The sequence below is a fragment of the Salinispora fenicalii genome (assembly GCF_000514815.1).
Lineage (GTDB): Bacteria > Actinomycetota > Actinomycetes > Mycobacteriales > Micromonosporaceae > Micromonospora > Micromonospora fenicalii.
The window spans coordinates 94,355-120,780 of the sequence record NZ_KI911472.1 but is presented as its reverse complement, the minus strand read 5'-3'; the positions used below and the strand labels follow the sequence as shown (position 1 = coordinate 120,780).

Below are 26,426 nucleotides of genomic sequence, written 5' to 3'. Positions count from 1 at the left end.
CTGCCGGCGCTTCCCGCCGGCAGGTCCGCACCGAGGAGTGTGACCTACTCGAAGACCCGCAGGTCGGCGATGGACCACCAGTTTGCCGTCCCACCCGTCAGCCGGAGCTGCAGGTACCGGGCTTGGGTGATGGGGACGTTGACGGTGGTGACCTGGTCCGTTCCGAATCCGGTCGCGATGGTCGTCCAGTTCGAGCCATCGTTCGAGGTCTCCACGTTGAACCGGCGTGGTTGGTCCCCAGGGCTGCCGGCCCCCGCGTCGATCACGACATGGTTGAACCAGCTACCCGCGCCGAGGTCAACCCGGTACCACTCGCCGGCGGCCTGCGCCGCGCCGGTGGTCCACCGGGTGCCGGGATCGCCGTCCACCGCGTGGCCGGCCGAAACTCCCGCCCCGGTCGCCGACGCGGTGACTGACCAGCCACTTCGATCGCGTTCCCGCTCGCCGTACACCTGCAGGTCATGGATAGACCACCAGCTGTTTGAGGTGGCCGTGAGCACTACCCGGACGTAGCGGGCGAACTGGGCCGGGAACTCCGCCAGCACCATGGACCCGCTTCCGGAGCCGGTGTGCACGGTGGTCCAGCTGCTGCCGTTGGGCGATACCTGGACCTGGTACCCGCGCGGACCATCCCCCGGGGAGCCGCTGCTGTCGAGCAGCAGCCGGTGAAAAGGTTGTGCCACGCCCAGGTCGACCTGAAAGTACTGCCCGGGGGCTTGTCCTGCCCCCGCGCTCCACCGGGTGATCTGGCTCGAATCGACAGCGTTCCTCGCCGGGCTGCCGATTCCGGCGGCCGATGCCGAGACGGTCCAGCCGCTGCGGTCCAACGCCGGCGTGCCGTAGACGTGGAACTCAGCGATGGACCACCAGTCGGGTCCGACAGCGGTCTGGGTGACCCGCACGAACTGGGCGTACTGCGGGGCGAAAGGCAGCGCCTGTTTCCAGCCCCAGCCCTGCCCGCTACGTACTGTGGTCCAGGTGATGCCGTCGTCGGAGACCTGGATCTGGTAGCCGCGCGGATAGTCCCACCGCTGGTCGCTGCGGGTCTCGAAGGAGACCTGGTCGAAGACCCGCTTTGCGCCAAGGTCGACCTGGAACCACTGGCCACCGACCTGCGGGAGACCGGTGCTCCACCGGGTGTTGGGATTCCAGTCCAGGGCGTTCGCCGGCTCGCCGCCGGCCTCGGTTGACGAGGCGGTGGCGGTCCAGCCAGCCTGGTCCAGCGGAATGGTGGCCAGCCACGGCTGGCCGCGGGTGAACCGGCTCACCACGTCCATGAAGGTAGTGTTGGGCTGGAAATATGTAGTGGCGAATTTGTCAGTCTTAGCCATGATGGTTGCCGGAGTATCACTATTGATGATCGGCACTGGATTCGAGTTGCTGTTGTAGAAGCCCCAGTAGCCCCCGCCACCGTTGTAGTGGTCGCCGCGAACCTTGTAATTCCAATTGGCCCAGGACACATTAAGTGCATTGAGGCCGCCCATGAACTTGGCCCAGAGGTCGTCATTGTGATAAAGCGAGTATTCGCCGTAGAGGACCGGCGCCCCCCAGGTCGGGTCGTTGATCCTCGCCGCTACCTCCGCGAGCTGGGTATTGACCAGGGACTCCTGTGCGCCGTGGTCCTTGCCGCCCGGGAAGTCGTACGGGTGCACCTCGTACATGACGTTCGTCCAGCCGTACTGGGCGGGCGGGGCGATGGCGTCCCAGCCAAAGAAGGCCGCCATCACGATGAGGTGGTCGGGGTCGATGGCGCGGATGGCGTCGTAGAGCCGGTCGTAGTAGGCGCTCTTCTGGCCGATGTCGTCGGCGTCCTCGCCGTAGTCGAGCAGTGGCTCGTTGATCAGGTCATAGCCGGCGACGGCCGCGTTGCCCACGTACCGGCTGGCGATGGCCTCCCAGATATTGACGACCCAGTCCTGATAGGTCGGGGTGGTCCAGAATCCATTGGGGTTGGGTCCGATCCGCCCGCAGCTACCCCACGGACAGCCACCACCGGGGACAGTGTGTAAGTCGAACAGGACGTACATGTCGCGCTTGTCCGCCTCGACAACCAACCAGTCAATCATTGACCAAGGGTCCGACTTCCACGTCCCGTCAAGGTTGAGTAGCTCGGTCCAGCCGATCGGTACCCGGATCAGGTTCATCCCCATTGCCTGCAGATTGTTCAGATCTGACTCGGTGATCCAGGTCTGCTGGTGTCGGCTGATGATGCTCTCCGTGGTGGTCGGGCCGAACCGCCGCTGGTAGGCCAGGTTCATCGAGTAGTCGTCGTTGTTGAGTGCCGCGGTCAGTTCACCGACCGACCACCAACTGCCCGAGCTGCCGGTCTGGGTGATTCGGAAATACCGGCCGCGGGCCGCCGGAAAGTTGATCGGTGTGGCCTTCTCGTTACCGACGCCGGTGGCGACGGTGGTCCAGTTGCTGGCGTCGGCGGACACCTGGACTCGATAGCCACGGGGGTAGTCGTACTCGTCCACGGAATTCTTCGCGGTACTCAGGACAATCTGGTTAAGGGTTTGGGTAGCACCGAGGTCAACCTGAAGCCATTCGCCGCCGGTCTGCCCGGCACCGCTACTCCACCGGGTCCCGGGGTTGCCGTCCACGAGGTTGGCGGTTGACCCGCCCGGTTCGGTGGAGGAGGCCGTGACGCTCCATCCGGTCCGGTCGAACGTACCCTCCGAGGTGATCGCGACCTCGGCGATCGACCACCAGTTCGCGGAACTACCGGTTTGCACCAGGCGCAGGTAGCGGGCGTGGGTGGTGGTAAACAGTTCGATGACCACAATCCGGGTACGGGCGTAGTCGCTGGCGACCTTGCTCCAGCTGACCCCGTCGGCGGAGGAGAGCAGCTCATAGCCGCGGGGGTAGTCGCCAGTGGCGGCGGGACCGGAGTCGACGAGCACCTTGTTGACCGGCTTGCTACCGCCGAGGTCGATCGTGAAGCTCTGGCCGGGCGTCTGTGCGACGCCGCTGGTCCACCTGGTGTTGACGTCGCCGTCGATCGCCTTGGCCGGACTGTGCCCGGCGGCGGTGGCGAAGGCGCTGGCGGAGGCCGGACCGTTGTGCAGCACTGAATCGGAGAAGAGGTTGAACTCGGCAATTGACCAGGGGGCCGCCCCCGCGCTGGTCTGGGTGACCCGCACGTACCGGGCAATCTGAGGGCTGAACGGGACGGCCAGCAGTTGCTCGCCACCGAGTCCGCTGGCGACATCTTTCCAGGCACTGGCGTCACTCGATGCCTGGATGCGGTAGGAGACGGGGGCCGTGCCAGTGAACCCGGCAGCGTCGAGGTAAACCCGGTTGAACAGGGTCGGCGTGCCGAGGTCGACCTGGAACCACTCTCCGCTGGTCTGGCCGGTGCCGGGGGTCCAGCGAGTCGCGCCGCTACCGTCAAGTGCAGCGGCGGCGGTGGTGCTGCTGACTGAGGCGGAGGCAGCCCAGTCGGTTCGGTCCAGGGCGAACTCCCCCAGCGGTGACATCCAGTCCTCGTAGGTGAGCCAGCCGCCGAGATTGGTGCCGCGCAGGGTGACGACATCGCCGGTACCGCTGGCACGACGTAGGACCGGGCCGTCGGCCTTGAGGAAGTCGCTGGCGCCCAGGTCGGCCTGCGCGGGTGGCGCCGCGGGGACGACCGCGACCGCCGGAGCGATCAGCACGAGTACGAGGGTGAGCAGCAGGGGGAACCGTCGTGGGCGGACGGTATGTGCGTCGGGACGGATACGCATGTGGGCTCCCGGGGGTGAGTCCTTCGACGGACAGCGGTGGTGCGCCGAGCGCTTCCGGTGACCCCACCGAGGGGTGCGCTCGACCTGAGTGGCCGGGCTGTGGCGGTCCGCCGACAGAACGCGACAACGGAGCTACCTCCGTTGACCGGTCAGGCGGCGGGCGTGACCTGCAGCCCGTCGAGAACGACGGCGGTGGTGGCGATGAGCTGGAGGGTGTGCCGGCCCGTTGGCACCGGGATCCGGTGTGGTGACGGTGCCCGCAGTTGGCGCCAGGGGCTCATCGTCGAGCTGCAGGGTCAGGTCGCCAGTGGCCAGTACGGTGATCTGTAGTCGGCTGGGGGTGGCGAGGTAAACGTCGTAGCTGCCCCAGTCGCCGGGACAAAGCCGTACGAGCAACTGGTCGTCGCCGGCGCGGGGGGCACCATCAGTGTGCGCGAAGTCCAGCGGCCTGCCGCGGGCCTGCGGCGATCGGACGATGGTGACCTGGTCATCGGAGCGGAACTCGGTCAGTGGGGTGGCTCCACTGGTCCGATAGGAGCGGCCCGGACCCCGAAACGAGAAATCGGTCGCCGGCAGCCGTAGCGGTGACCGGCGCAGCAGGGCGTTGATGATGTCCCGGCGATAGTGGCAGGCGGATGGGGCGACGTTGGCCAGCAGCTCGCACAGAATGCGCCAGGAGTGATCTGGTTCCGTTCGACAGCGGCGCGCTCCTCGCCGGCAGGTTTCCATCGATAAACTGCTCCAGCGGCAGTAGTGCGGCACCGAGGGCCACCGCGTCGTCGCCAACCTTGCTGAGCACAGTCGTCACGTTGTCCGCCGGTCGCATCAGCGCAAATTCAGCGATGTACTGATCGAGCTGGGCGTGCCGACGCTCCACCAAGCGCAGGCCGGCCCATCCACCTATCACCAACTGATCGGGATTGAAGAGGTTGACCAGATTTGCCAGCCCCAGCCCCAGAATTTCCAGCGTCTCGTCGAGCAGTCGGGCAGCTGTCGCATTTCCGCTGTCGGCGGCGTCGAGGAGACCGGCCAACGCCTCCTCGTCTGATCCGGTCACGTCGGTGCCGGCCCTGCGCCAACGACCGACGACCGCACTTCCGCCCACGTACGCCTCGAGACAGCCGCGGGCACCACACTGGCAGGTCGGGCCGCCGAGCGAGACCTTGATGTGGCCCCATTCACCAGCACTACTCGATGACCCGCGCAGCAGTTGCCCGCCGGCAATGACCCCGATTCCGAGACCACGTCCCATGAGCACGACAATGCTGTGGCTCTGACCGGCGGCCGCACCGAACCAGGTCTCGGCCATGGCCAGGGTCTTGGCACCGTTGTCGGCGAAGATCGGCACATCGGTGGAGCCAACCACCTCGCCCAGTGCGGTCGGCTCCCACCCGAGACTCTGGGCATGGATGATATTCGTGCCGTCCTCGGCTGTGCCGACAATGCCCGGCAGCCCTAGACCAATCCCAATCAACGTTTCATCCGATTCAGGATTGGCTGTACGGAGCTGATGGAAAGCCGCACCCAACGTGTCAGCGACCTGACCGGGGCTGGTGACCCGGGTGGGGAGTCGGTGGAAAACCCGGTCCATCCGCCGCAGCGAAAGGTCGAACAGTTCGGCAGTCACGCCGTGTTCACCGACATCAACACCGATCAGATGGGCTCCGGCACCGACCGGACGCAGCCGGGCGATCGGCCTTCCCCCGTCGGAGGGCAGCGATCCATGCTCCTCGACCAGCCCTTCGCGGATAAGATCGCCAACCACACTGGTCACCGTCGCCGGGGACAACGCGCACTCGTTGGCCAGTACGGCTCGAGTGGTCTCGCCCACCAACACCACCCGTCGGAGCACCGCAGCCCGGTTGCGGACCCGGATGTCTTTTACGCTGTTTCGCCCCTTCATGGCACTCCTAAAGTCGAGTCTTAATCTAAGGTCTGAAGTAACTCCAAGCAATAGACTCGAACAAGATTATTTCGAGCGATATCGATCATCTGGTTGAGGTGAATCAACATCCGCACGTCCCAGGGTGAACCCGACCCGATTAATCCGAGGACGACGCGGGCCATCGCGGCGACGGGCACCCCAACCAGGCCCCGGGACCAGCCATTACCTAGCAGATAATCGACACCGCGCCGCCGGCGGGGCGAATCTTCAGGGGCACGGAGAACACCGCGTGACTTCCGAGACGAGAGGATCCGCAGTCATGAGCGACCTTGCCAACACCGTCCAGCGCTACATCGGCCTATGGAACGAGACAGACCCAATGCGTCGGGTCGAAAAGATGCGCAGTATCTGTACCGAGACCGCGACCTATACGGACCCAAAGGCAGACGTCAGTGGATACGAGGCGATCAACGGGTTTATCAGCGCCGTCCAGGCGCAGGTCACGGGCATGACCTTCACCCTGGCCGGGCCGGTCGACACCCATCACGACATTGCCCGCTTCACCTGGCACCTCGTCCCAGCCGGGGCAGCGGAGCCGGTCGCCATTGGCTTCGACGTGGTCAAGGCCGACGACGACGGACGACTCACCGCGGTGTACGGCTTTCTCGACAAGGAGCCCACCGCCAGCTGACCGCGCAGCGACCGCGCGGTCAGCGGTCAGCAAAGCAGCCATCCGGGGCGGCGCCACCACAGCGTCGCCCTGGATGATCCAGACCAGGGAGGCCAGCCCGGATCATCCAGGCGGTGCCTTCCTGGCCCGGGCGCCAACACCTCAGGCGCGCTGGAGCCAAAAGGTCAGGCCGAGTGACTCATCGGGTGAGCAACTCCGCGTCCGGCCAGGTAGGCGTGCCCTCGGCACAGTCAGTCGCAAGTACCTCGTCGGCTACGAGGGCCCGATGTACCAAAGCCCGGGCGGCTTCCTCCCGGTGGGGCGGGTAGCGCAACTTGATCCGATCGGTGACCTCAAGGCCGCTAGCAGTTGATCCGCCAGGTGCGTGTCGAACTCGGCCAACCGGGCAATGGGAGATGGCTGCGGTCGCGGGGCAGGTCCTCAGGAAGGCAACCCGCGAGCGCCACGCACGTGGTCGCGCAGACCGTGCGCTATCCGAATCGCTGGGCGAGATCGGTCAGCCGTACGACATAGCCCGACCAGTCGTAGTCGGGAACGCTGGTATTGCCCGCATGCCAACCGATCGCTCCATCGTGCTGCTCGCGCAGGATGTCAGCCTGGCCCACGTGACGGGTCAGGTCACAGGTGACGTGAACGATGATTCGTTGCAGGGTCACATCCTGCCGGTCTGGTCGCCACCAACTCACCCGCCCGGGGGCATCAAGGGGAAGCTGCTCGATCGTCTGGTCCGCAAAGACGGCCACCCGACGATACAGCTCGATCAGCCCATCTTTCGTCTCGTCTACCTCCGCATACCAGTCCGCCTGCGAATCCTTCTCATACGCCTCCGCTGAAACCAGTTCCTCCGGCGTGGGGAACTCACGCCCGAAGGTAGGACCAAAGTAGGCAGCTTCGACATTGAGGCAGTGTTTGAGGATTCCCAGCAGGTTGTTGCCGGTTGACGTACGCGGCCATCGCGCCTCGCGTTCGCCCAGCCCGTCGAGCTTCCAGACCAGATCGTCACGGGCCGCCTGTAGGTAGTGGTGCAGTACGCCCTTCGGGTCACGCATGTCAGCCATGCCCGCCAGTCTGCCATCGGGCCAACACCAGCAGAAATGGGATCAAATCAGATCCAGGACACAGGGAAGTGAGAAGTGACCCTTATGAAGCTGCCGTCTTGACGCCCTTCGGTGGGTCGGAGGTTCTGACGCTGACCGAGGTCGCCAGCCCGCAGGCCGCCCCCGGCCACCTGCGCGCCGCGTGCGATCGACCGGGTCAAACTCTTCGACGCCGCCATCAGGAAGGGGTGGGCACCGCCGACAGTGAACAACACCTTCCCGGTCGTACCCGGTAATGAGTACGCGGGCGTCGTCGACCAGGTGGGCGAGGGCGTCGCTGGGGCATCCGGTGGGGGACAAGGTGGGCGTGATCCCGGTGACCTACGGCGCTGGACTGGTCGAGCGGGTACGCGCCCTGACGCCTGACGGTACCGCTCAATCGAGACCGGGCACGGGCGGGGAAAGATCGTCCTCCTCGTGGCTCTCCGAATAGCCACTTTAGGCACCTCGAAACCTAACCTAAAATAGCTACGAAACGAGCGCAGCACCCCAACAGCTTGGGGGGGAACATGAGCCGGATCGAGATCGGCCCTCATATTCAGATCCTCGGTCCAATCCAAGCGACGATCCGCGGTAACGTGATCGACCTAGGCCCCCCGAAACAGCGAGCAATTCTCGCCCTTTTGGCACTTCGGGCCGGACGACACGTGCCGCTCGATGATGTGATCGCCACGCTCTGGGCGGGACAGTCACCGACCCGGGCCACCAACCTCGTGCACACCTACGTTGCCCGGCTGCGCCAGGTGCTGGAACCGGACACACCACGCCATCAACGAACCAACGTCATCGCCTCGGTACCCGGCGGGTACCGGCTGGCGGTCGGCGTCGGGCAACTCGACCTCCACGCGTTTCGTACCGAAGTCCGAGAGGCCGCATCCCTCCACGAACGCGGCCAGCCGACCGGCGCCTTCGCCCGCTTCGGCGAGAGCCTTGGTCGGTGGCGAGATCCCCAGGTCGGCGAGTTGGCCGCGCTCCTGATTGAGCAGGATGACATCCGCCCGCTGCGGCAGGAGTTCCTGGCCGCGGCGCTCAACTATGTCGGCCTCGGGCTGGAACTGGGCCGGGCAGAGGCAGTCCTGCCCGTGGCCGAACAACTGGCCCTGACCGAGCCCCTCAACGAGCGGGTGCAGGCCCGGCTGTTGCAGACGCTGGCCCGAATCGGCCAACGGGCTCGGGCCATCGAACGGTACGCCGAGGTCCGCGGGCGGCTTCGGCTTGACCTCGGGGTAGACCCGGGGCCCGAACTGTCCGCGGCGTACCGCGAGGTGTTAGACGCCAAGCTGGCCTCGTCGCCCACCCACCGGCGGAACCCGGCGCACGCGCCACCGTGGCGCGGGGCCGCACCCTTGATCGACGAACTGACCGGGCGATCGGCCGATCTTGCCGCCATCAACGACCTGCTCGACGGATACCGCCTAGTTAGCCTCACCGGCCCGGCCGGGGTAGGCAAGTCCGCGCTCGGCCTGGCCGTCGCCGAGCAGCAACGGGGGCGGCACGCCGATGGGGTGGCGGTGGTCGACCTGACGAACGTACGCACCGGGGCCGCGCTCGAGCGGGCGGTGATGGCTGTCGTCGCTTCCCGACCGCGGCGAACGACGGAAGCACCCGTGCCCCTGGTACGTCAGCTGGAGGACCGACGGCTGCTGCTCGTGATCGATAACGCCGAGTTGGTCACCGACGCGGCGGCTGACCTGGCGGACGAACTACTCCGGGGTTGTCCCGGCCTCACCGTCCTGTTGACCTCACGCGAGTTACTCGGGATGCGGTACGAGGCGGTGTATCCGGTCCGGCCGCTGCGCACCGATCCGGAACCAGGATCGACGGCACCCCCACCCGCGCAACAGTTGTTCGCCCGACGGGCCACACAGGTGCAGCCGAGCTTCCAACTCGACGAGCCCACGCTGCCGGGGGTCACCACGGTGTGCCGGGCCCTTGACGGCCTCCCCCTCGCCATCGAGCTGGCCGCAGCGTGTCTGCGGACGCAACGCCTGGACGCCCTGGTTGAGATTGTCACCGATCCGCTGCATTGGCTCCAGCCGCCGCGGCGAGGGGTGCCGAGTCACCATCGGTCGCTACACGCTGCTGTGCACCGCAGCATTGAGCTGCTCGACACGGCGGAGCTGCGCTGCTTTACCGGGCTCGGGGCGATGCCCGCCGACTTCGACCTAACGGCCGCTGCGGGTGCCGGCGCGGGCGCCGGCGCCGGCACCGGTGCGGATGCGGCGCTGATCGGTGATCCCCGCGCCGTGCGGGTGCTACTGGACCGATTGGTTGACAAATCGGTGTTGGAGGTTCGGCACGGTCCTGGCGGCCGCACTTACCACATGCTCGGCACGGTTCACGCATTGGCTCGGCAGCTGTTCCAGGAGGGCGGTTGCGTGGGCGCACCGCCCTCAACAGGGTGCACATGCGGTTGCCACCTCGGCGCTTGAACCAAGGGCAGTCGCAAATCTTCCTGAATTATATTCCGCTACTTTGCTGGCCATAGCCCGCAAGCGGCGCGACGCCACATACCCCCACACCAGGTGATGCGTGATGGCGGCTTCAAGAAAAGTTCAAGGAGGTCTCAGCAGAATTCTCGGTGGGTGCCCGAACAACCGTACAGGGGGCTCGTATGAATTCAACCTCAGGCCTCTCGGCCTACTTGGCGGACCAGGCCCGAAAGGCAGCCGCGGCACAGGCGATCGACTACATGCGCCAGCACCTGGCGGAGCCGCTGCAACTGGCCGACCTGGCTCGGGTAGCGCCGTTCAGCCCCTTCTACTTCCATCGGCTGTTCCGAGACGTGACCACGATGACTCCGGCCCGTTTCCTCGCCGCACTACGTATGGCGGAGGCACGGCGGTTGCTGCTGCACACGGATCGGACCGTCACCGCGATCAGTCGCTGCGTCGGCTATACCAGCGCCGCCACCTTCACCACTCAGTTCTCCCGGCTGGTCGGTATCACGCCGGGGCACTTCCGGCAGGTGGCACGCCTGCTCGATGGTCGCTGCTGCCACGTCCTGGCGGACCGACTCCACCACGCGGCCGCAGTGGTCACCCGCCCCCGGCTGACCCTGCTCGTGCCCGACAGCGAACCCGGCGATCTGGTGCTGGTGGGCCTGCGCGGGAAGGGACGGAGCACCGACGTACCGACCGCTTGGACGGTAGCCGCCGGCAGTTCGGCCGTTCCGGTCATCGCCCGACCCAGCGCCTACCACGCCCAGATCGTGCTGGCACGGGCGCACCGCACGCTGATCAGCGCCCTGGTCGATGAGGAGCCGACGAGCTACCTGATCGGTACTGCCGAGGTGGAGCTGCCCCAGCGCGGCGCGACGGTCGGCCGAATCCTGATCGGACCGCCGCAGCCAACCGACCCGCCGGTGTTGGCGATCGGCCCGGTCGGCCGAATCATCGAGACGTTCGCCTACCTCTCCGAACCGCCACGATGTCCGGAGTCAGCCCCGCTAGCCACCGCGCCCACCAGGGCGACCATCGCATAGCTTTCCCTTATGCGAGAAGGCACCCGGCCAGCTGACCCGAAACTCCGCAGTTGAACAAAGCCTGGAGTCTGAGCACCCGCAAAATTCACCCGCACCTACCGGCCCACCTCGGAAAGAGCCGTCGAGCCAGCACCAAACACAGCCTCTTTCAGGTCGAAGCCCCGCACCGATGCCATTGTGTCACCGACCGACCTCCCCTACGCTTTCGCCCATCATGTCACCCCCTCATGACGGGAGGTCGATAATGGACAAAGATGACAACCAAGATTTGCGGTCATTCGCACACGACTCACCCACCGAGACGGAGACGGCGCTCCGGCTGACCAAGCTTTTGGCCACCTCGCCGATCCCGCCCGAGGAAATGATCAACAATCTGCCGCTCTTCCTCCGTCGGCATCAGCTGACCGACCTGCTCTCCATGGACGCGCTGTACCGGCAGGTCCTCGACGTCCCCGGCGTGATCATGGAGTTCGGGGTCCGGTACGGCCGCCACCTCGCCACCTTCGCCGCCCTTCGTGGAGTCTACGAACCGTACAACCCGCTGCGACGCATCGTGGGCTTCGATACCTTCACCGGCTTTCCCGACCTCAACGACGTCGACCGGGTAGGCCCGACCGCGTACGAGGGTCGCTTCGCCACCCCGCAGGGCTACCCGACGTACCTACGAGAGATCTTGGACGCACACGAACAGAGTGAATTCTTCGGTCACGTCACCCAGCGCAGCGTGCTGGTCCAGGGCGACGTACGGGAGACCGTGCCGCGCTACCTGGAGGAGAACCCACAGACCATCATCGCCCTGGCCTACCTCGACCTGGATCTGTACGAACCGACCAGGGCGGTCCTGGAGGCCATTCGGCCGCGCCTGACCAGGGGCAGCATTGTCGCCTTCGACGAGGTGGACAACCCGAAGTGGCCCGGCGAGAACGTCGCCGTGCGGGAAGTGCTCGGGCTGGACCACGCGCCGCTGCGGCTACTGCCCGGGCGGCCGGCCCCGGCCTACCTACGCTGGGGAGACTGAGCGGCCCGGGCGGCAAGCGCCCGAGCCGCCAGCCGATCTATCGGCTCATCCAGCCGGTTGGTGTCGTCGTAGCTCATGTCACCCTTCTCACCCGTTTCGGAGAAACGGCCAGAGTAGATCAGCAACATGAGCTTCGGAGGCCCCGATTGCGGCCGCAGCACCCGCCACCGACGCAGCGAACGGTGATCGCCGGCCCGCATTCGGCGGCCCCGACGGTGATCGCCAACTCCCGTTCGGCGATCCCGACGGGACCCGCGGCTCCCGGGTGACCCTGCTGGACGGGAGAACCGAGTGGAACTACCTGGAACAGGTCACGACGCTGGTCGGGCAGCGCCCCAGGCGGACACGGCCCGATCCAGGTCGGGCCCGGTCGAGCCGGCCCAGGCGACATACCCGTCGGGCCGCACCAACATCGGTGTGGTCGGCTCCGCCGGGCGGAACGTCACCAGGTCGTTGTAGCCGGGGCCGTTCGGATCCGGATCCACCAGGACGAAGCCGCCACCTCGCAGCGCCGTGTACAGCCGGCTCCCATCCTGGGCGGCGAGGTCGGGGGCGCGCTGGCCGACCAACGGATGCGCGCCGCGGGTGGCCGGATAGCGTACGCCGATCCCGCTGAGCCGCATTCGCAGCTGGTCGCCCAGCGGCCGCACGGCGATGCCGGCACGGAAGAGTCCGTTGCGGGCTGCCCGCGCGAGCGAGGAACGGAGGATCACCGCCCGGATCAGCCCGCCGCTCGTACGCAGCACCATTCGACCGACCGGCCGCCGCTCCGCCTCGTACGTGTCGAGCAGACTGTCACCAGCCCGACCGTGCACAACGGCAGCGAGCTTCCACCCCAGGTTGGCCGCGTCCTGTAGACCGGTGTTCATGCCCATGCCACCGGCCGGCGAGTGGACGTGGGCGGCGTCACCGGCGAGCAGCACCCGCCCCTGCCGGTAGGCGGTGGCCTGCCGCTCGTCGCTGTGGAACCGGGACATCCAGCGTGGACTGTGCATGCCGTAGTCAGTTCCGGCGATCCGGCGCACCAGGTTGGCGATCTCCTCCAGGGTGACCGGCGTGCTGTCCGGCGGCTCCCAGTTCGGGTCCCGCGCCATGACCCGATACCAACCGTCGCCGAACGGGACGATGAGACAGAAGCCGTGCTGGTTACCCAGGACCGTCAGCACTTCGGGCGGCGACTCGGTGAGCTGGACGTCAGCCAAGATCAGTGAACGGAGCACGGAGTTACCCGGGAAGTCCAGGCCGAGTTGCTCCCGCACCGTGGAGTGGCGTCCGTCAGTGCCGACGACGTACCGGCCCGTTAACGTGTGAACATCCCCATCGCGGTCAACGGTCAGCTGCACCTCATCCTGACCTGACTCGATCTTGATCACCCGGGCGCCACGGAAGAGATCGACTCCACCCGCGACGGCGCGTTCCAGCAACAGTCGCTCCACCTGGTACTGGGGTGTGACGAGCAGAAACGGGAAGCGCGTCGGCAGCGACGCGAGGGAGACCGACACCGTGCCGAACAACCGGAGCCGGCCCAGCGCTTTGCCGGTCTCGACCAGTTGGTCGGCGAGCCCACGCGCGTCGAACTGCTCGAGGGTCCGAGCATGCACCCCGAATGCTCGGGTCAGGTTCGACTCGTCGCGGCGCTTCTCCAGAACAGCGACCCGGACCCCGGCCGCCGCGAGATCACCGGCGAGCAGCAGCCCGGTTGGTCCGGCTCCGACAATCACGACATCGTACGTGGTTTCGTCCATCGGATCAGCCACCTCCACACTCCGTTGCGCGGGATCGCCCCAAGTTAAAAACGAGCGAGGGCTCGCTCTTCTCGTACCGATGAGCCTACGCAGACGACCACCTCCACCACCAGAGAGTGATGACTGTGGCTTCGATGACAATAAAAATATGGCAGCGGTTCAGATCCGCTGCTACCGTCTGTCGTCCTTGGTGAACTCTGGGTTAGATTCCGGTCGTGGAGGGTCATGGCGTGGTGCAGATGTCGGTGTCGACGTGGCAGCAGCCGCTACCGGCCGCCGGGTCGGCGGTGCGCTCGGCGTTGGTCGCCGAGGTCGCCGAGCGGGTGTTGGCGTGCGGTGACGGACGGCTGCGGGTGGGCATCGACGGGTTGACCGCTGCGGGTAAGACCAGCTTCGGCCATGAACTGGCGCAGCGGATCAGCGCCCGGGGGCGACCGGTGCTACGGGCCACTCTGGACGATTTCAAGAAACCGTGGCGGGATCGGCACCGGTATGACCGGGAATCGGGTGCGGGTTACTACCGCAACGCGTACGACTACGAAGCCGTCGCGCGGCTGTTGCTGCGGCCGGTCGCCCCCGAGGGATCTGGTGCATGCGTGTTGTGCAGCATCGACCCACTAACTCAACGTGACCACCGTGAGGTGGTCAACCAAGCGGCGGCGGATGCGGTACTGATCGTCGACGGCGTGTTCGCGTTTCGCCCGGAGATCAATGACTCCTGGGACTATCGGATCTGGCTGGACGTCGACGAGCAGACTTCCGTGCATCGCGGCACCCACCGGGACCAGACCTGGGCCGGCGCGGAAGCTGAGGCGATACACCGCGATCGCTACCTGGTGGCCATGCGGCTGTACCTGACCGAGGTGAGCCCCCTGCGGCTGGTTGACGTGATCATCGACAACACGGTGTTCGACCGGCCGCGGATCCTGCCGGCCGGGCGGGACGGTTGACACCTGCCACAGCCGCCGGTCGCCCTGGTCGGACACCGCTGCCGGTGCTGGGCCGGACAGCGACGAGCCCGATCGACCCTCGTCGGGTCGACCGGGCTCGTCGTGGGGTTTGATCAGGCGAGGTCGAACCGGTCGAGCTCCATGACCTTGGTCCAGGCCGCGACGAAGTCCTGCACGAACTTCTCCCGCGCGTCCTCGCTGGCGTACACCTCGGCGAGCGCCCGCAGCTGCGAGTTGGAGCCGAAGATGAGGTCGACCGCGCTGGCGGTCCACTTCACCTTGTCGGTGGCCAGATCCCGAATCTCGTAACCGTGCTCCGCGGACTCCGAAGCCTTCCACCGCGCGCCCGAGGCGAGCAGGTTGGTGAAGAAGTCGTTGGTGAGCACACCGGGACGGTCGGTGAGAACGCCCTGCCGGCTGCCGCCGGCGTTGGCCTCGAGCGCCCGCAGACCACCGATGAGGACGGTCATCTCGGGTGCGGTCAGGTTGAGCAGGTAGGCACGGTCAACGAGCAGCACCTCCGGCTGGGTCTTCTCACCGGGACGCAGGTAGTTACGGAACGCGTCGGCCCGCGGTTCGAGTACCCGGAAGGACTCAACATCGGTCTGCTCCTGGGTGGCGTCGGTGCGACCCGGCCGGAACGGCACGGTCACCTCGACGCCAGCGTCCCGCGCCGCCTTCTCGACCGCGGCCGAGCCGGCCAGCACGATCAGGTCCGCGAGCGAGATCTTCGTGCCACCAGCGGCGTTGAACTCCCGCTGGATCTGCTCCAGCACCGGCAGCACGGTGGCGAGCTGCTCGGGCTGGTTGACCTCCCAGCTGCGCTGCGGCTCGAGGCGGATCCGGGCACCGTTGGCGCCGCCGCGCTTGTCCGTGTGACGGAAGCTGGCCGCGGAGGCCCACGCGGTGGAGACCAGCTGAGCGGTCGTCAGGCCAGACTCAAGCACCTTCGTCTTGAGGGCGGCGATGTCGGCTGCGCCGACGAGCTCGTGGTCAACGGCGGGTACCGGGTCCTGCCACAGCTGCGTCTGCGGCACCCACGGCCCGAGGAACCGGCTAACCGGGCCCATGTCGCGGTGCAGCAACTTGTACCAGGCCTTGGCGAAGGCCAACGCGAACTCGTCCGGGTTCTCCAGGAAGCGACGCGAGATCCGCTCGTACGCCGGGTCGACGCGCAGCGACAGGTCGGTCGTGAGCATCGTCGGCTTGTGCTTCTTGGTCGAGTCGTACGCGTCGGGGATGATCGCCTCGGCGTCCTTGGCGACCCACTGCTTGGCGCCACCGGGGCTGGTGGTGAGTTCCCACTCGTAGCCGAACAGGATCTCGAAGAAGCGGTTACTCCACTGCGTCGGCCGGTCGGTCCAGGTCACCTCAAGACCGCTGGAGATCGTGTCGGCGCCCGCGCCGCTGGCGTGGTTGCTCATCCAGCCCAGACCCTGCGCCTCCAGGGGCGCACCCTCGGGCTCGGGGCCCACGTGATCGTCGGCGACCCCGGCACCGTGGGTCTTGCCGAAGGTGTGGCCGCCGGCGATGAGGGCCACCGTCTCCTCGTCGTTCATCGCCATCCGGCGGAAGGTCTCCCGGATGAAGTACGCCGCCGAGGCCGGGTCCGCGTTGCCCCGCGGCCCCTCCGGGTTGACGTAGATCAGACCCATCTCGGTCGCCCCGACGTCCGCCGAGAGCTCCTGCGCGGAGACGTAGCGCTCGTCGCCGAGCCAGGTGTCCTCTGGGCCCCAGAAGATCTCCTCGGGCTCCCAGACATCCTCCCGGCCGAAACCGAACCCGAACGTCTTGAAGCCCATCGACTCCAGGGCGACGTTGCCGGCGAGCACGAGCAGGTCGGCCCAGGAGATCTTCTGACCGTACTTCTGCTTGACCGGCCACAGCAGCCGCCGGGCCTTGTCCAGGTTGACGTTGTCCGGCCAGCTGTTCAGCGGGGCGAACCGCTGGCCGCCGTCACCGGCGCCACCGCGGCCGTCATGGATGCGGTAGGTGCCGGCGGCGTGCCAGCTCAGCCGGATCATCAGACCGCCGTAGTGGCCAAAGTCGGCCGGCCACCAGTCCTGCGAGGTGGTGAGCACCTCGGTGATGTCCCGCTTGAGGGCCTCGACATCGAGCTTGGCGAACTCCTTGGCGTAGGAGAAGTCCTCGCCCAACGGGTTGACCTTCGCCGAGTTGGTGGAGAGCACCGACAGGTCAAGCTGGTTGGGCCACCAGTCCCGGTTGGTACGCGGACGGCCACCACCGACCGCGGTGGGAGAGTCGATCGCCGGGCTCTCGCTCTCGCTGCCGTGTGCGGTGACGGAGTCGTGCGCGACCGGACAGCCGGCCGCCGCCTTCTGATCCACGCCCTGCGCGCTGGCGGGGGCGTTGTCCTGAGTGTCGCTCATCTACTTCCCTTCACGTGGTGGAGCGCGGGAGGCGCGTCCGATTTCATGCAGTTGGGGCAGGTGCCCCGGTAGATAACCTCCGCCTCATCCACCACGAAACCGTGGTCGTCGGAGGCGGTGAGGCAGGGAGCGTGGCCAACCGCGCAGTCGACATCGGCGATCGCTCCGCAGGACCGACACACGACGTGGTGATGGTTGTCCCCCACCCGGGACTCATACCGAGCGGGGGCGCCGGTTGGTTGAATGCGTCGCACCAGGCCTGCGGTGGTGAGCGCGCGGAGCACGTCGTACACGGTCTGATGCGACACCGTTGGATTATCTACCCGAACCAGGGCAATAACCTCATCAGTGTCGACATGCGGATGGTCACGCAGCGCGGCGAGCACCGCCATCCGGGGTCGGGTCACGCGCAACGAGACCGCCCGCAGCTGCGTCTCGAAGTCGGGCGTCACGCGACGACGATAGCCAGTCTTCTGGAATGAATCAAGTTTTACGGCGGGCGGGTCCGACCCCGCTAGGGCAGGTCGAGAACCTCCTCGCCCGAGACGACGAGCGGCCACTTTTCCGAAAGGGTGGCCGCTCTGAGCCGCGCGACGGCTCCACGAAATCAGCGGTTCGGGGCCGCCAAGAATCGTGGTCACCGCGATCCGTCGATGCCGCTCAGTGCTTGACGCGGTCGAACTGGAAGTAGTCGATGTTGAAGTTCTGGTGCGCCGCCTCGTCCATCCGCACCTCGAACTCGTGCGCACCCTTCCGCAGGAAGTGCGTCTCCGCAATCGACTGGGACTCGAGCGCGCTGTGTGATGTCGTACCGACCGCCTCCATCGGACCGAACACCGTCTTGTCATCGAAGATGATCGAAAGTCGACCTGCCGGGAAGTACGGCGATGACAGCCGCACACTCGCCCGGTATGTCCCCGACTTCGGCACCTCGACCGTGTACCTGACCCACTCGCCGCCGCGGATATAGCACATCACCAGTGCGCCGTTGCTGTCGCAGATGTCCACGCCCTCGTACTGGCGGCCCGCCGTGCCACCCCGGTTTTCGTCATCCAGGTCGTGGTAGCCGATCCCCTTACCCGCCAGCGAGTACTCCTCGGCCTGCACCCGCACCGAACCCTTCGGCAACGACGGCCACCGCCCCCGACCACCGTGCTCCTGGTCCCGACTGGCCAACCAGCTCACCAGCTGCTCCGGGTTGTCAGTCTGAATCATGTCCGCCTGGTGCCGATCCACCACCGCACCCCAGCCCTGCGTCGGATCCCGCAACGACGACTCATCGGTGTAACCAGCGGCCTGGCCGTACCACAAGGTGTTCATCCACACCCGGGCATGCGACTGAACTGCCGCCAACGCCGCCGGCTGCACCTGCGGGTCAGTCAGGCGGTCGAAGCCGATCTCGTACGCCTGCGGAGCTCGACCGGTGAACGCACCGATCTCGTCCACGTTGTCGTCGTTGATCTTGTGCATGTAGAGGATCTCGGGGTCGGAATTGAGAAACGCCTGCGCGTCCGCCAGCCTCGCCGGCCCCTTGAAGATGCCGTGATCAAGCGTGTCCGTCTCGACCAGGACGTCATACACCTCGTCCCGGATCTCCCATGCCTTGTCCAGGTTGACCATGGAGCGGCCCCGCACCACGTCCATCGCCTCCGCCAACGTCGGCACCCGCTGATCGGTCAACGGCGCCTGACTCCCGCCCAGGCCCACCTTCAACCGCAGCTGCTTTATCTCGGCCAGCGTCAACTCCGACACCGCACCCGTGCCGTCCGTCGTCCGATCCACCGTGCTGTCATGCATCAACACCAGATGCCCATCGGCCGTACGCCGCACATCGATCTCCACCACATGCGCGCCCGTCTCCACCGCCGAGTCAATCGCCGCCAGCGACAGCTCCGGCGCGGCCCGCCAGTGCCCACGGTGCGCCGCCACCAGCACCTCCGCACCCGGTCCGTGCTGCAGGAACTGCTCCCGCACCTGCGCAATGGTGGGAGTCGGCGCCGACTCAACAACCGCCGTCGGCGCGACCGAGGCGGTCGCCCCCGCCACCCGCGGCACCACACCAACCAGCGCACCCGCGGCCACCACGGCCAGCGCCCCACTCAACCACTTCGTACGCACAAGCGACTCCCGGTAGACCAGACGATCAACGGCTCGCGCCGCTTTCCGGCGCAGCCTCCGCCTCAACCTGCCCGACCGACTCGTACGACTCACCAAGAGTTCGTGACCACTCCCCCCGTCAGAGGTGAATACTCTGTGACAAACAGGGCATGGACCGGGGTACTCCAGTTCACCACGGCCCGATCTGTTCTGTCGCGCGTACCGATGCGGCGAGCAGGGCAGCGTCACCGGTGCCGGCGTACGCGTCGAGCGCGGTATCGGCAAACTTGATGGCGTGCGGGTCGGCGGAGTCCACCGCGAGCCGCATAACCTCGGCAGCATCCTGTTCGGCCACGAGCAGCGGCCCGGGTTCTCCGATCGCCGGGGCGTACGCAGCGGTGACGGCCGCGGTGGCGGCCCAGCCGGCACGCAAGATCCGTGCACGGACGCGCGATCCGTACCGCCACCTCGTTGACCATCGGCCCTCCACTTGGTGGTAAGCCGCACTCCTGGCGAGCGACGAATCGTCACGGCAGGATTCCGGCGGCCACCGCCCTCAGGTCCGCAACGGGCACCGCTCCATTCCCGCTAATATTGATCACCGCACCGCTGGGCGTCGTGATCACCACTTCGTGGACGGTGACCTTGGAGCCGACAAATCTGGTGAGCTGGGCCTGGCCCGCCGGAACCGGGAAGATGTCAATCACCGCCTTGCCTTTGATGGACCAGCCGACCAGCCACTCGGTGACCTGCTCCCGATCAACCTCCGCCGTCGTCCGTTCCGGGCGCAACACAGAAATCCAAAGCCACTTCTCCCCGTTGTGTCGCACATAGTTACGGAGTGTTGTCGTGGCGGTCGGATGCTCGGAGCCGGCGACCGCTCCGCTACCGGTCGGGGTGAGCACCCCGCGGTCGTTGTGCAGTTGGTTCTTCGACACGGCGTAGCTCACAGGTCCAAGCTGCGGAACATAGTTCCGCAACCCTTCCGGAACGAAGGTGATCCGGTAGTCGTCCAGTGGCTGGAAAAGCGGGTACAAAACGAAGGTCGGCGGGGCGGCCACCGACGGATCGGTGGACGAGTTCGAAAGCGGAGCCGATTGGATAATCCCAGTCAGGGAAGCCGCGACAGTGACAGCGATGGCGGTTGCGGCTACCGCGCCGCCGGCCGCACCCGCGCGAAAAATTCGACGTCGCCGTACGCCGCGATGCACCCGGGTGACGAAAGCGTCCGTGACCGGGAGCATGAAGTCTCCTTTATCCAGTTCGGCTAGCTCGTCGGCGAGATGCTCGGACACTGAATTCACCCTTCTGCTGACATCGTCGTACGGAGACGGGACAAACCTCGGGAGAGTTGCGACCGCACCGTCGCCGCGGTGCAATTCAGGAGGCGACCGATCTCGTCGTCCGGCAGGTCAGCGACGTAGCGTAAGGCGATCGCGGCCCGCTGCTTCGGTGGCAGGCTCGCGAGGATCCGCCGAACCGCGGCGGTCGACTCCACCGCGGCCAGTGCCCTGTCCTCGTACCCGGCTTCCGGGATGGTGTCGGTCGGCATCGGCCGGCGACGTCGTCGTTCGTTGAGGAAGAGGTTGGTCATGGTGCGCTGGGCGTAGCCGACCGGATTTTCGTCCGCGCGCACCCGTGACCAGGCCAACCCGACGCGGATGAGGGTCTCCTGGGCAAGATCTTCCGCGGCGGCTCGGTCCAGCGTCAGAATGTTGCCTAAGCGCAGCAGCCCGGCGGCGCTCTGACGCACGAACGCGTCGAACCCGGACCCGTCCGGCGGGAGTGCAGGCACCTTCATACTATGACTACCCCGCACGCCCTGGAAATGTTGCATGGGTCCCCTGATTCGGACGCCCCAGGCGCCTCATTCGATCAGCGGATCCTGCCGTTTGGGCCGCTGCCTGCTGCCCGCTCCCTCCTCGGCGAACGTCCGCAACGGCCACGTGGTCGACCGAGCCAACAGCCCGACAGAGCCGATAGCTTTGGCTGAGACAGAAATATTTGCCTATGCTTCCGTCACCCGTTGTGGCGCTGAAGCCGGTCGCCGGCCGGCCGGCCGAGGCGTATCTCGACTACGAGGAGGCGCAACTCCTACCGATCCTCGACCGGCTCTCCGCCGAACAGATCGGTGACGCCCGGACCTGACCGTGGCCCGGTCAGCCCCGCCCCGCCGCTGCGCGATCCCCGTACCGCTCGGCGGCACGCGCCTTGGCCTTCGCGGCCTCCACTGCCCGATCCCGGGGCGGCGCCTTGGTCACCAGGTCGCCCAGGAGGGTCTGGGTGGCCGCGGCGACAGCCCGAACGGCTTCGTTGAACGCCTCCTCGTTGGCCGCAGACGGTCTGGTCGCACCACTGACCTTGCGTACGTACTGGACCGCGGCGGCCTCGATCTCATCGTCGGTGGCGGGCGGTTCAAAGTTATGGAGCACGCGAATGTTCCGACACATGGCTCCACGATGCCAGCCCCAAGCCCCAACTTGAACCGCCCACGCCCCACGCCGCGCTATCCCCGAGATGAAATCTGTTGCACTGTCCAGTTGTTGCCATCCGGATCGTCGAAAACGATGAAGCCGACATTGTCCAGGCTGTCGCCGTCCCGAGCCGGGCGAAAGCCCTCCGGCCCGGCCACTCGGACCTCGCTAACCCCGACCCCCCGCTCCACCAACTGTTGACGGGCCTTCCGTACGTCCGCGACCACGAACTGCACCCCCTTCAGCGATCCCGGCTCCATCTCACTGATGCCCTTTCCGATGATGATCGAGCACCCGGAGCCGGGTGGGGTCAGCTGCACCGGACCGAACTCGCCGTCACCACGAGAATCAAAATCCAGGTGGAAGCCCAGCTTCTCGGTGAAGAAATCCTTGGTGCGGTCCACGTCCGCGACCGGCACCAGCACAACTTCCAGAGTCCAGTTCATATATCCCGCTCCCGCTACCCCTTGCTTGACGGACACGCTCTCCGGCCGCCGACACATTCTTGGTGGCCTCCGCGGGCCCACATCACCGTGACGCAAGCACCTCGTCGAGCCGGTCGTAGCTCTCCCCCACGCCCCGCTCCATCGGAGTGGCCAGCACGAGGTCGCGCACCTCCTGCGATGAGTAGCGCAGGGTGGTCTTCAGCGTGGTTAACCCGGCGCGCTCCGTGAGTACGGCGGTGACGAGGGACTCGCCCGGCACCCATTGGTCGTCGTAGGACTCGGTGTAGACGAGTCGGTCCGGCGCCTGGACCTCGCGGTACACCCCACCCTGGCCCATTCTCAGGCCAGCAGGCCCCACCGAGACGAAGCGCCAGCTACCACCGACCCGTAGCTCGACCTCGCATTCGACCAGGCGCCAACCGCGCGCGCCGAACCACCGCTTGAGCAGTTCCGGCTTGGTCAACGTGTCGAACACGAGGTGACGTGGCGCGTTGAACACCCGGGTCAGGACGATGTCGGTCGGCGCTGGTGTGGTCACCCGCAGGGTCTTCGCCGTCATGTCCCTTGCCCCTCCCGGCCGGCACTCGACTGGCGGACAGCGGCACCGGCTTGAAGTTCGTCGAGCAGTTCGTCCAAATGCCCGTACGCCTCCGCCCAGTAGCTGCGGTAGTTCTCCAGCCAGTCCACGACCAACCGGAGCTGGCGCCCCTCGAGGTGACACGGCCGGCGTTGGGCGACACGTCCGCGAGAAATCAGCCCCGCGTTCTCCAACACCTTCAGGTGCCGAGAGATCGCCGGTTGACTCACCGGGAACGGGGCGGCGATCTCCTTCACGGTCGCGTCTCCCTGCGCGAGCCGAGCGAGGATCGCTCGCCGGGTCGGGTCTGCCAAGGCCGCGAAGGTGGCGTCGAGGCGCTCGGGCTCATCGTATGCATAACCAGCTTGTTTCATAACGAGTTGGTTATATCCTTTGACTGTTGCCCTGTCAAGCTCGGCCCCGGGCATGTCTTCGCAGGTGGAGGGCGCTCCGGCGAGGCGACGCGAGCCGAACGGCCGCCCAGCCAGCGCGCCCGTTCCTGCAGGTGTACGGGGGTCCGGCTACTCGGGACACGCCCGGTCGATCGGCCCTGGGTGGCTCCGGGATCGGTACGATCGCCTATCGATCGGAGGGGCCACCCATGACGGATGTCAGCGCCGAGCAGTTCGTCGAGAAGTTGGGGACACACCAGTCGGATGAGGAGCTCCGCAAGATTCAGCGCTACTTCAGGCACGCCGAGGGCGACACATTCCTGGGCGTCCGAATGGGTCAGGTCTTCGCGCTGGCCAAAGAATTCATCGACCTGGCACCCGGCGAGATCGAAACCCTACTCGACAGCCCGATCCACGAGGTACGCGCCGGCGCAGTCAGCATCATGTCCAAACAGGCCACACGGAAGAAGACCACCGACGCGCGACGCGTGGAGCTGTACGACCTCTACCTGCGCCGGCACGACCGGATCGACAACTGGGACCTGGTCGACCTCGGTGCCGCGAACGTGGTCGGGGCGCATCTGGTCGACAAGTCCCGCGACGTGCTGTACGAGTTGGCACGCTCCGACGACCCGTGGCAGCGACGAACCGCGATCGTCAGCACCATGGCGTTCGTACGCGCCGGCGACCTCGACGACACGTTCCGGATCGCCGAGATGTTCGTCGCCGATCCGCATGACCTGATCCACAAGGCCACCGGCTGGCTGCTGCGCAGCGCCGGAGACCAGGACCGGGCACGGCTGCTCGAATTCCTCGACCGGCACGCGGCCACCATGCCCCGGACGCTACTGCGCCCAGCCATCGAACACCTCGACCAGGAGCAGCGGATCCACTACCTTGGCCGAAAGAAAGCCAAGCAGGGAGCCGCGGCTCGCTAGGCGACACTCCCCACTCCGCGCAACTAGGGTACGGCGCATGACCAAGCTGTTGACCGGCAAGGTGGCGCTCGTCGCCGGAGGGACCCGGGGTGCCGGCCGAGGAACCGCCATCCAGCTCGGAGCGGCTGGGGCTACGGTCTACGTGACCGGCAGGTCGACCCGAGCCCAACGGTCGGAGATGAACCGGCCGGAGACCATTGAGGACACTGCCGAGTTGGTCAGCGCCGCTGGTGGGGTCGGCATCGCGGTGCAGGTCGACCACCTTGTCCCCGACGAGGTACGTGAGCTGATCGCGCGGATCGAATCCGAGCAGGGCGCTCTCCACGTACTCGTCAATGACATCTGGGGCACCTCCCAGGTGGAGTGGAACAAGACGGTCTGGGAGTCAGACCTGACCGCCGGGCTACACACGCTCCGTCTCGCTGTGGAAACCCACGCCATCACCAGTCACTTCGCGCTGCCCCTGCTCATCCAAAACCCGGGTGGGCTGGTTGTCGAGATGACCGATGGGACGGACGAGTACAACGCGACCACCTACCGCAACTCGTTTTTCTACGATCTCGCCAAGGGCGCCGTGAGCCGAATGGCGTTCGCACTGGCGCATGAACTCCGGTCACAGAACACGACATCGGTGCTGCTCACTCCCGGATGGTTGCGGTCTGAGGACATGCTGGACAGCTTCGGTGTGACCGAGCAGAACTGGCGCGACGCGCTCACGGTCGAGCCCCACTTCGCGATCTCCGAAAGCCCGGCCTACGTTGGCCGCGCCGTGGCGGCCCTGGCACAGGATCCGGACGTGTCCCGTTGGCACGGCAAGTCCCTCTCCAGCGGGGAGCTGGCAAAGATCTATGGCTTCACCGACCTGGACGGGAGCCAGCCCGACGCCTGGCGATACCTGGTCGAGGTGCAGGACGTCGGCAAGCCCGCCGACCCGACCGGGTACCGCTGAAGGTCCTGACCCACAACGTCATGTTCCTGCCCCAGTCACTCTTCCCAAACTGGGGGCAGATCACGCGGTCCCACCTGATCGCTGAGGCCGACTACATCGCCGGCCAGGATGTTGTCCTTCTGCAAGAAATGTTCGACAACGAGGCATCCGACCGGCTCAAAGATCAGCTGGCTACGCAGTATCCTCACCAAACCCCGGTTCTAGGCCGGTCCAGGTCCGGCTGGGACGCCACTTTGGGCTCATACTCCAGCGCAACCCCGGAGGATGGCGGAGTCACCATCCTGAGCCGGTGGCCCATCCAGGAAACGATCCAGTACGTCTACGCGGACGGCTGCGGGGCGGACTGGTTCTCCAACAAAGGCTTCGTCTACGCGCAGTTCGACGTCAACAACACTCCCGTACACGTGGTGGGCACTCATGCGCAGGCGGCCGACACCGGCTGCTCTGATGGCACCGGGGCCCAGGTAGGGGCAGCCCAGTTCGACGAGCTCGACGCCTTCCTGGACAGCCGCCAGATCCCGGCGGACGAACAGGTCATCATCGCCGGTGACTTCAACGTTGACCGCTACTCCACCGAGTACGACAGCATGTTGACCCGGCTCGACGTCAGCGATGCCACGTTCACCGGCCATCAATACTCGTGGGATGCTCAGCGCAACGACATGGCCGGCTACAACGACGGCCAGAGTAGCCGCCAACAGCTCGACTACATTCTGCAACGCAACGGCCACGCCCGGAATGGCTCGGGCGACAATGAGACGTTAGCCGTTGAGGCACCAAAGTGGTGCGTGACGAGCTGGTTCGTCCGCTACTGCTACACCGACTACGCCGACCACTACCGGTCACGGCCGACATCTGACGCGTACGACCTCGGGCAGCCAGCTGCCCTCCAGTGCTGGGGCTGGGCAGCGGCGGATGCGCCCACCCAGCCCCAGCCGTACCGCCGGCGTGTGCTCCCTCACCCCTGCTCGCTTGGACTCAGCGGCAAGCGCTGGTCGGCCAGGTCAAAGCCCGCCCCCGTTAGCTTTGATCATCGCGCACCGGAGCGAAGAGTCCAGGCCCGGCAGCGCGGCTTCGTGTCGCATTGCGGCGGTCAGCTCGCGTCCAATCTCCGTGTTGGGTAGCTCCCGGTACCCGAGCCTGCGGTAGTAGGGGCCGTTCCAGGGCACATCGCGGAAGGTGGTCAGGGTCGTCGCTGGACGACCGTTACGCCTCCCCCAGTCCTCGACGTGTGCGATGAGCCGCCGACCGATCCCGCGCCGAGCGTGCGTGGGCGCTACCGACACCTGCTCGATGTGGGCGTTGCCGTCCAGCACCGCCGCCATGACGTAGCCGACCGTCCGATCGCCTTCCTCGGCAACCCAGATCAGCCCCTGCCGCTGACTGCGCCTCAAGGCCTGCTGGTCCACCTCATGACCAGCGATTTCTGACATGCCAACCGAATGAAAGAGCTGGCCAGCGTGGACCTCAAGCCGAGCCAGGTCGCCGAGCTCCGATTGTCTTGCCGCCCGAATCAGGGACGTCCTCCTCGCTCTCCCAGCGGCAGGGCCGCCTGTCATCGACCAAGC

The 26,426-nt window shown here is 66.4% G+C and carries 23 protein-coding genes and 3 pseudogenes; 9 read left to right on the top strand and 17 right to left on the bottom strand.

The window, feature by feature from the left end; all coding sequences use genetic code 11:
* Positions 1–44: 44 nt before the first annotated feature.
* The 3 genes from B116_RS25690 to B116_RS25685 form a co-directional block, all read right to left on the bottom strand.
* Positions 45–3,725, bottom strand: coding sequence for a discoidin domain-containing protein (locus B116_RS25690; RefSeq protein WP_027661280.1), 3,681 nt, complete (start codon positions 3,723–3,725; stop codon positions 45–47).
* A 149-nt stretch (positions 3,726–3,874) separates the two neighbouring features.
* Positions 3,875–4,006, bottom strand: a complete 132-nt coding sequence (locus B116_RS28700) for a hypothetical protein (protein ID WP_263404933.1) — start codon at positions 4,004–4,006, stop codon at positions 3,875–3,877.
* 206 nt (positions 4,007–4,212) lie between these two features.
* Positions 4,213–5,628 (bottom strand): ROK family transcriptional regulator, encoded by a 1,416-nt coding sequence (locus B116_RS25685; RefSeq protein ID WP_050591908.1) that lies wholly within the window; start codon positions 5,626–5,628, stop codon positions 4,213–4,215.
* A gap of 301 nt (positions 5,629–5,929) precedes the next feature.
* On the opposite strand from B116_RS25685, the gene B116_RS0121515 reads away from it, so the two are divergent.
* Positions 5,930–6,301, top strand: coding sequence for a nuclear transport factor 2 family protein (locus tag B116_RS0121515; protein WP_027661279.1), 372 nt, complete (start codon positions 5,930–5,932; stop codon positions 6,299–6,301).
* Between the two features lie 141 nt (positions 6,302–6,442).
* On the opposite strand, the pseudogene B116_RS28850 reads toward B116_RS0121515, so the two are convergent.
* A pseudogene (locus tag B116_RS28850) lies at positions 6,443–6,644 on the bottom strand (hypothetical protein); the annotation flags it as partial.
* 127 nt (positions 6,645–6,771) lie between these two features.
* Positions 6,772–7,359, bottom strand: coding sequence for a DinB family protein (locus B116_RS0121510; RefSeq protein ID WP_027661278.1), 588 nt, complete (start codon positions 7,357–7,359; stop codon positions 6,772–6,774).
* 548 nt (positions 7,360–7,907) lie between these two features.
* On the opposite strand from B116_RS0121510, the gene B116_RS0121505 reads away from it, so the two are divergent.
* The 3 genes from B116_RS0121505 (at position 7,908) to B116_RS0121495 (ending at position 11,900) form a co-directional block, all read left to right on the top strand.
* On the top strand, positions 7,908–9,830 hold the full coding sequence (locus B116_RS0121505; RefSeq protein WP_027661277.1) for a BTAD domain-containing putative transcriptional regulator: 1,923 nt from the start codon (positions 7,908–7,910) through the stop codon (positions 9,828–9,830).
* 182 nt (positions 9,831–10,012) lie between these two features.
* Entirely contained in the window at positions 10,013–10,882 is an 870-nt protein-coding gene (locus B116_RS0121500) for a helix-turn-helix domain-containing protein (protein ID WP_027661276.1), read from the top strand.
* A gap of 244 nt (positions 10,883–11,126) precedes the next feature.
* Entirely contained in the window at positions 11,127–11,900 is a 774-nt protein-coding gene (locus B116_RS0121495) for a class I SAM-dependent methyltransferase (protein WP_018723390.1), read from the top strand.
* Between the two features lie 311 nt (positions 11,901–12,211).
* Here B116_RS0121495 and B116_RS0121485 read toward each other — a convergent pair whose 3' ends face one another.
* Complete coding sequence (locus tag B116_RS0121485; protein WP_027661274.1) at positions 12,212–13,663, bottom strand: FAD-dependent monooxygenase; 1,452 nt, start codon at positions 13,661–13,663, stop codon at positions 12,212–12,214.
* Positions 13,664–13,884: 221 nt separating this feature from the next.
* Here B116_RS0121485 and B116_RS0121480 point away from each other — a divergent pair, with 221 nt between their 5' ends.
* Positions 13,885–14,595, top strand: a complete 711-nt coding sequence (locus B116_RS0121480) for a nucleoside/nucleotide kinase family protein (protein WP_033667798.1) — start codon at positions 13,885–13,887, stop codon at positions 14,593–14,595.
* Between the two features lie 113 nt (positions 14,596–14,708).
* Here B116_RS0121480 and katG read toward each other — a convergent pair whose 3' ends face one another.
* The 6 genes and pseudogenes from katG to B116_RS0121450 all read right to left on the bottom strand — a co-directional run bounded on the left by katG (position 14,709) and on the right by B116_RS0121450 (position 20,883).
* Positions 14,709–16,985, bottom strand: coding sequence for a catalase/peroxidase HPI (gene katG / locus B116_RS0121475; protein WP_027661272.1), 2,277 nt, complete (start codon positions 16,983–16,985; stop codon positions 14,709–14,711).
* Positions 16,982–17,437, bottom strand: coding sequence for a Fur family transcriptional regulator (locus B116_RS0121470; protein ID WP_027661271.1), 456 nt, complete (start codon positions 17,435–17,437; stop codon positions 16,982–16,984). Before B116_RS0121470 ends, katG begins: the two co-directional genes overlap by 4 nt.
* A 208-nt stretch (positions 17,438–17,645) precedes the next feature.
* Positions 17,646–19,103: a glycerophosphodiester phosphodiesterase family protein gene (locus tag B116_RS0121465; protein ID WP_050591907.1), complete on the bottom strand. Its 1,458-nt coding sequence runs from the start codon at positions 19,101–19,103 to the stop codon at positions 17,646–17,648.
* Between the two features lie 169 nt (positions 19,104–19,272).
* A pseudogene (locus tag B116_RS25680) lies at positions 19,273–19,515 on the bottom strand (questin oxidase family protein); the annotation flags it as partial.
* 94 nt (positions 19,516–19,609) lie between these two features.
* Positions 19,610–20,386, bottom strand: a complete 777-nt coding sequence (locus B116_RS0121455; RefSeq protein WP_027661269.1) for a hypothetical protein — start codon at positions 20,384–20,386, stop codon at positions 19,610–19,612.
* Entirely contained in the window at positions 20,383–20,883 is a 501-nt protein-coding gene (locus B116_RS0121450) for a SigE family RNA polymerase sigma factor (RefSeq protein WP_027661268.1), read from the bottom strand. The genes B116_RS0121455 and B116_RS0121450 overlap by 4 nt, the downstream gene beginning before the upstream one ends.
* A 209-nt stretch (positions 20,884–21,092) precedes the next feature.
* Here B116_RS0121450 and B116_RS27705 point away from each other — a divergent pair, with 209 nt between their 5' ends.
* Complete coding sequence (locus tag B116_RS27705; RefSeq protein ID WP_155255779.1) at positions 21,093–21,230, top strand: hypothetical protein; 138 nt, start codon at positions 21,093–21,095, stop codon at positions 21,228–21,230.
* 11 nt (positions 21,231–21,241) lie between these two features.
* Here the strand turns inward: B116_RS27705 and B116_RS0121440 are convergent, their stop codons facing one another.
* From B116_RS0121440 to B116_RS0121425, 4 genes are all read right to left on the bottom strand, one after another.
* The gene (locus B116_RS0121440) at positions 21,242–21,532 is read right to left on the bottom strand and encodes a DUF2277 domain-containing protein (RefSeq protein ID WP_026321923.1); all 291 of its coding nucleotides are present in this window, start codon (positions 21,530–21,532) and stop codon (positions 21,242–21,244) included.
* Positions 21,533–21,588: 56 nt separating this feature from the next.
* Positions 21,589–22,002, bottom strand: a complete 414-nt coding sequence (locus tag B116_RS0121435; protein ID WP_027661267.1) for a VOC family protein — start codon at positions 22,000–22,002, stop codon at positions 21,589–21,591.
* A gap of 82 nt (positions 22,003–22,084) precedes the next feature.
* Positions 22,085–22,561 carry an SRPBCC family protein gene (locus B116_RS0121430; RefSeq protein WP_018723378.1) on the bottom strand — a complete coding sequence of 159 codons (477 nt, stop codon included), beginning with the start codon at positions 22,559–22,561 and terminating at the stop codon, positions 22,085–22,087.
* On the bottom strand, positions 22,558–22,953 hold the full coding sequence (locus tag B116_RS0121425; RefSeq protein ID WP_027661266.1) for an ArsR/SmtB family transcription factor: 396 nt from the start codon (positions 22,951–22,953) through the stop codon (positions 22,558–22,560). Before B116_RS0121425 ends, B116_RS0121430 begins: the two co-directional genes overlap by 4 nt.
* Positions 22,954–23,180: 227 nt before the next feature.
* Between B116_RS0121425 and B116_RS0121420 the strand changes: the two genes are divergently transcribed.
* The 3 genes and pseudogenes from B116_RS0121420 to sph all read left to right on the top strand — a co-directional run.
* Positions 23,181–23,909 carry a DNA alkylation repair protein gene (locus tag B116_RS0121420; RefSeq protein ID WP_027661265.1) on the top strand — a complete coding sequence of 243 codons (729 nt, stop codon included), beginning with the start codon at positions 23,181–23,183 and terminating at the stop codon, positions 23,907–23,909.
* A gap of 37 nt (positions 23,910–23,946) precedes the next feature.
* Entirely contained in the window at positions 23,947–24,858 is a 912-nt protein-coding gene (locus B116_RS0121415; protein ID WP_018723375.1) for an SDR family oxidoreductase, read from the top strand.
* Positions 24,852–25,697 (top strand): annotated as a pseudogene (gene sph / locus B116_RS0121410) (sphingomyelin phosphodiesterase); the annotation flags it as partial. The gene B116_RS0121415 and the pseudogene sph, both read left to right, overlap by 7 nt.
* A 165-nt stretch (positions 25,698–25,862) precedes the next feature.
* On the opposite strand, the gene B116_RS27055 reads toward sph, so the two are convergent.
* Complete coding sequence (locus B116_RS27055) at positions 25,863–26,417, bottom strand: GNAT family N-acetyltransferase (RefSeq protein WP_155255778.1); 555 nt, start codon at positions 26,415–26,417, stop codon at positions 25,863–25,865.
* Positions 26,418–26,426 lie beyond the last annotated feature (9 nt).

Coding starts and splice junctions, on each gene's coding strand:
- katG (WP_027661272.1), bottom strand. CDS start 16,985: ATGAGCGACACTCAGGACAACGCCCCCGCCAGCGCGCAGGGCGTGGAT.
- B116_RS0121420 (WP_027661265.1), top strand. CDS start 23,181: ATGACGGATGTCAGCGCCGAGCAGTTCGTCGAGAAGTTGGGGACACAC.
- B116_RS0121430 (WP_018723378.1), bottom strand. CDS start 22,561: ATGACGGCGAAGACCCTGCGGGTGACCACACCAGCGCCGACCGACATC.
- B116_RS0121450 (WP_027661268.1), bottom strand. CDS start 20,883: ATGAAGGTGCCTGCACTCCCGCCGGACGGGTCCGGGTTCGACGCGTTC.
- B116_RS25690 (WP_027661280.1), bottom strand. CDS start 3,725: ATGCGTATCCGTCCCGACGCACATACCGTCCGCCCACGACGGTTCCCC.
- B116_RS0121500 (WP_027661276.1), top strand. CDS start 10,013: ATGAATTCAACCTCAGGCCTCTCGGCCTACTTGGCGGACCAGGCCCGA.
- B116_RS25685 (WP_050591908.1), bottom strand. CDS start 5,628: ATGAAGGGGCGAAACAGCGTAAAAGACATCCGGGTCCGCAACCGGGCT.
- B116_RS0121480 (WP_033667798.1), top strand. CDS start 13,885: ATGTCGGTGTCGACGTGGCAGCAGCCGCTACCGGCCGCCGGGTCGGCG.
- B116_RS0121425 (WP_027661266.1), bottom strand. CDS start 22,953: ATGAAACAAGCTGGTTATGCATACGATGAGCCCGAGCGCCTCGACGCC.
- B116_RS0121415 (WP_018723375.1), top strand. CDS start 23,947: ATGACCAAGCTGTTGACCGGCAAGGTGGCGCTCGTCGCCGGAGGGACC.
- B116_RS0121440 (WP_026321923.1), bottom strand. CDS start 21,532: ATGTGTCGGAACATTCGCGTGCTCCATAACTTTGAACCGCCCGCCACC.
- B116_RS0121510 (WP_027661278.1), bottom strand. CDS start 7,359: ATGGCTGACATGCGTGACCCGAAGGGCGTACTGCACCACTACCTACAG.
- B116_RS28700 (WP_263404933.1), bottom strand. CDS start 4,006: ATGAGCCCCTGGCGCCAACTGCGGGCACCGTCACCACACCGGATCCCG.
- B116_RS0121515 (WP_027661279.1), top strand. CDS start 5,930: ATGAGCGACCTTGCCAACACCGTCCAGCGCTACATCGGCCTATGGAAC.
- B116_RS27055 (WP_155255778.1), bottom strand. CDS start 26,417: ATGACAGGCGGCCCTGCCGCTGGGAGAGCGAGGAGGACGTCCCTGATT.
- B116_RS0121435 (WP_027661267.1), bottom strand. CDS start 22,002: ATGAACTGGACTCTGGAAGTTGTGCTGGTGCCGGTCGCGGACGTGGAC.
- B116_RS0121505 (WP_027661277.1), top strand. CDS start 7,908: ATGAGCCGGATCGAGATCGGCCCTCATATTCAGATCCTCGGTCCAATC.
- B116_RS0121495 (WP_018723390.1), top strand. CDS start 11,127: ATGGACAAAGATGACAACCAAGATTTGCGGTCATTCGCACACGACTCA.
- B116_RS27705 (WP_155255779.1), top strand. CDS start 21,093: ATGCTTCCGTCACCCGTTGTGGCGCTGAAGCCGGTCGCCGGCCGGCCG.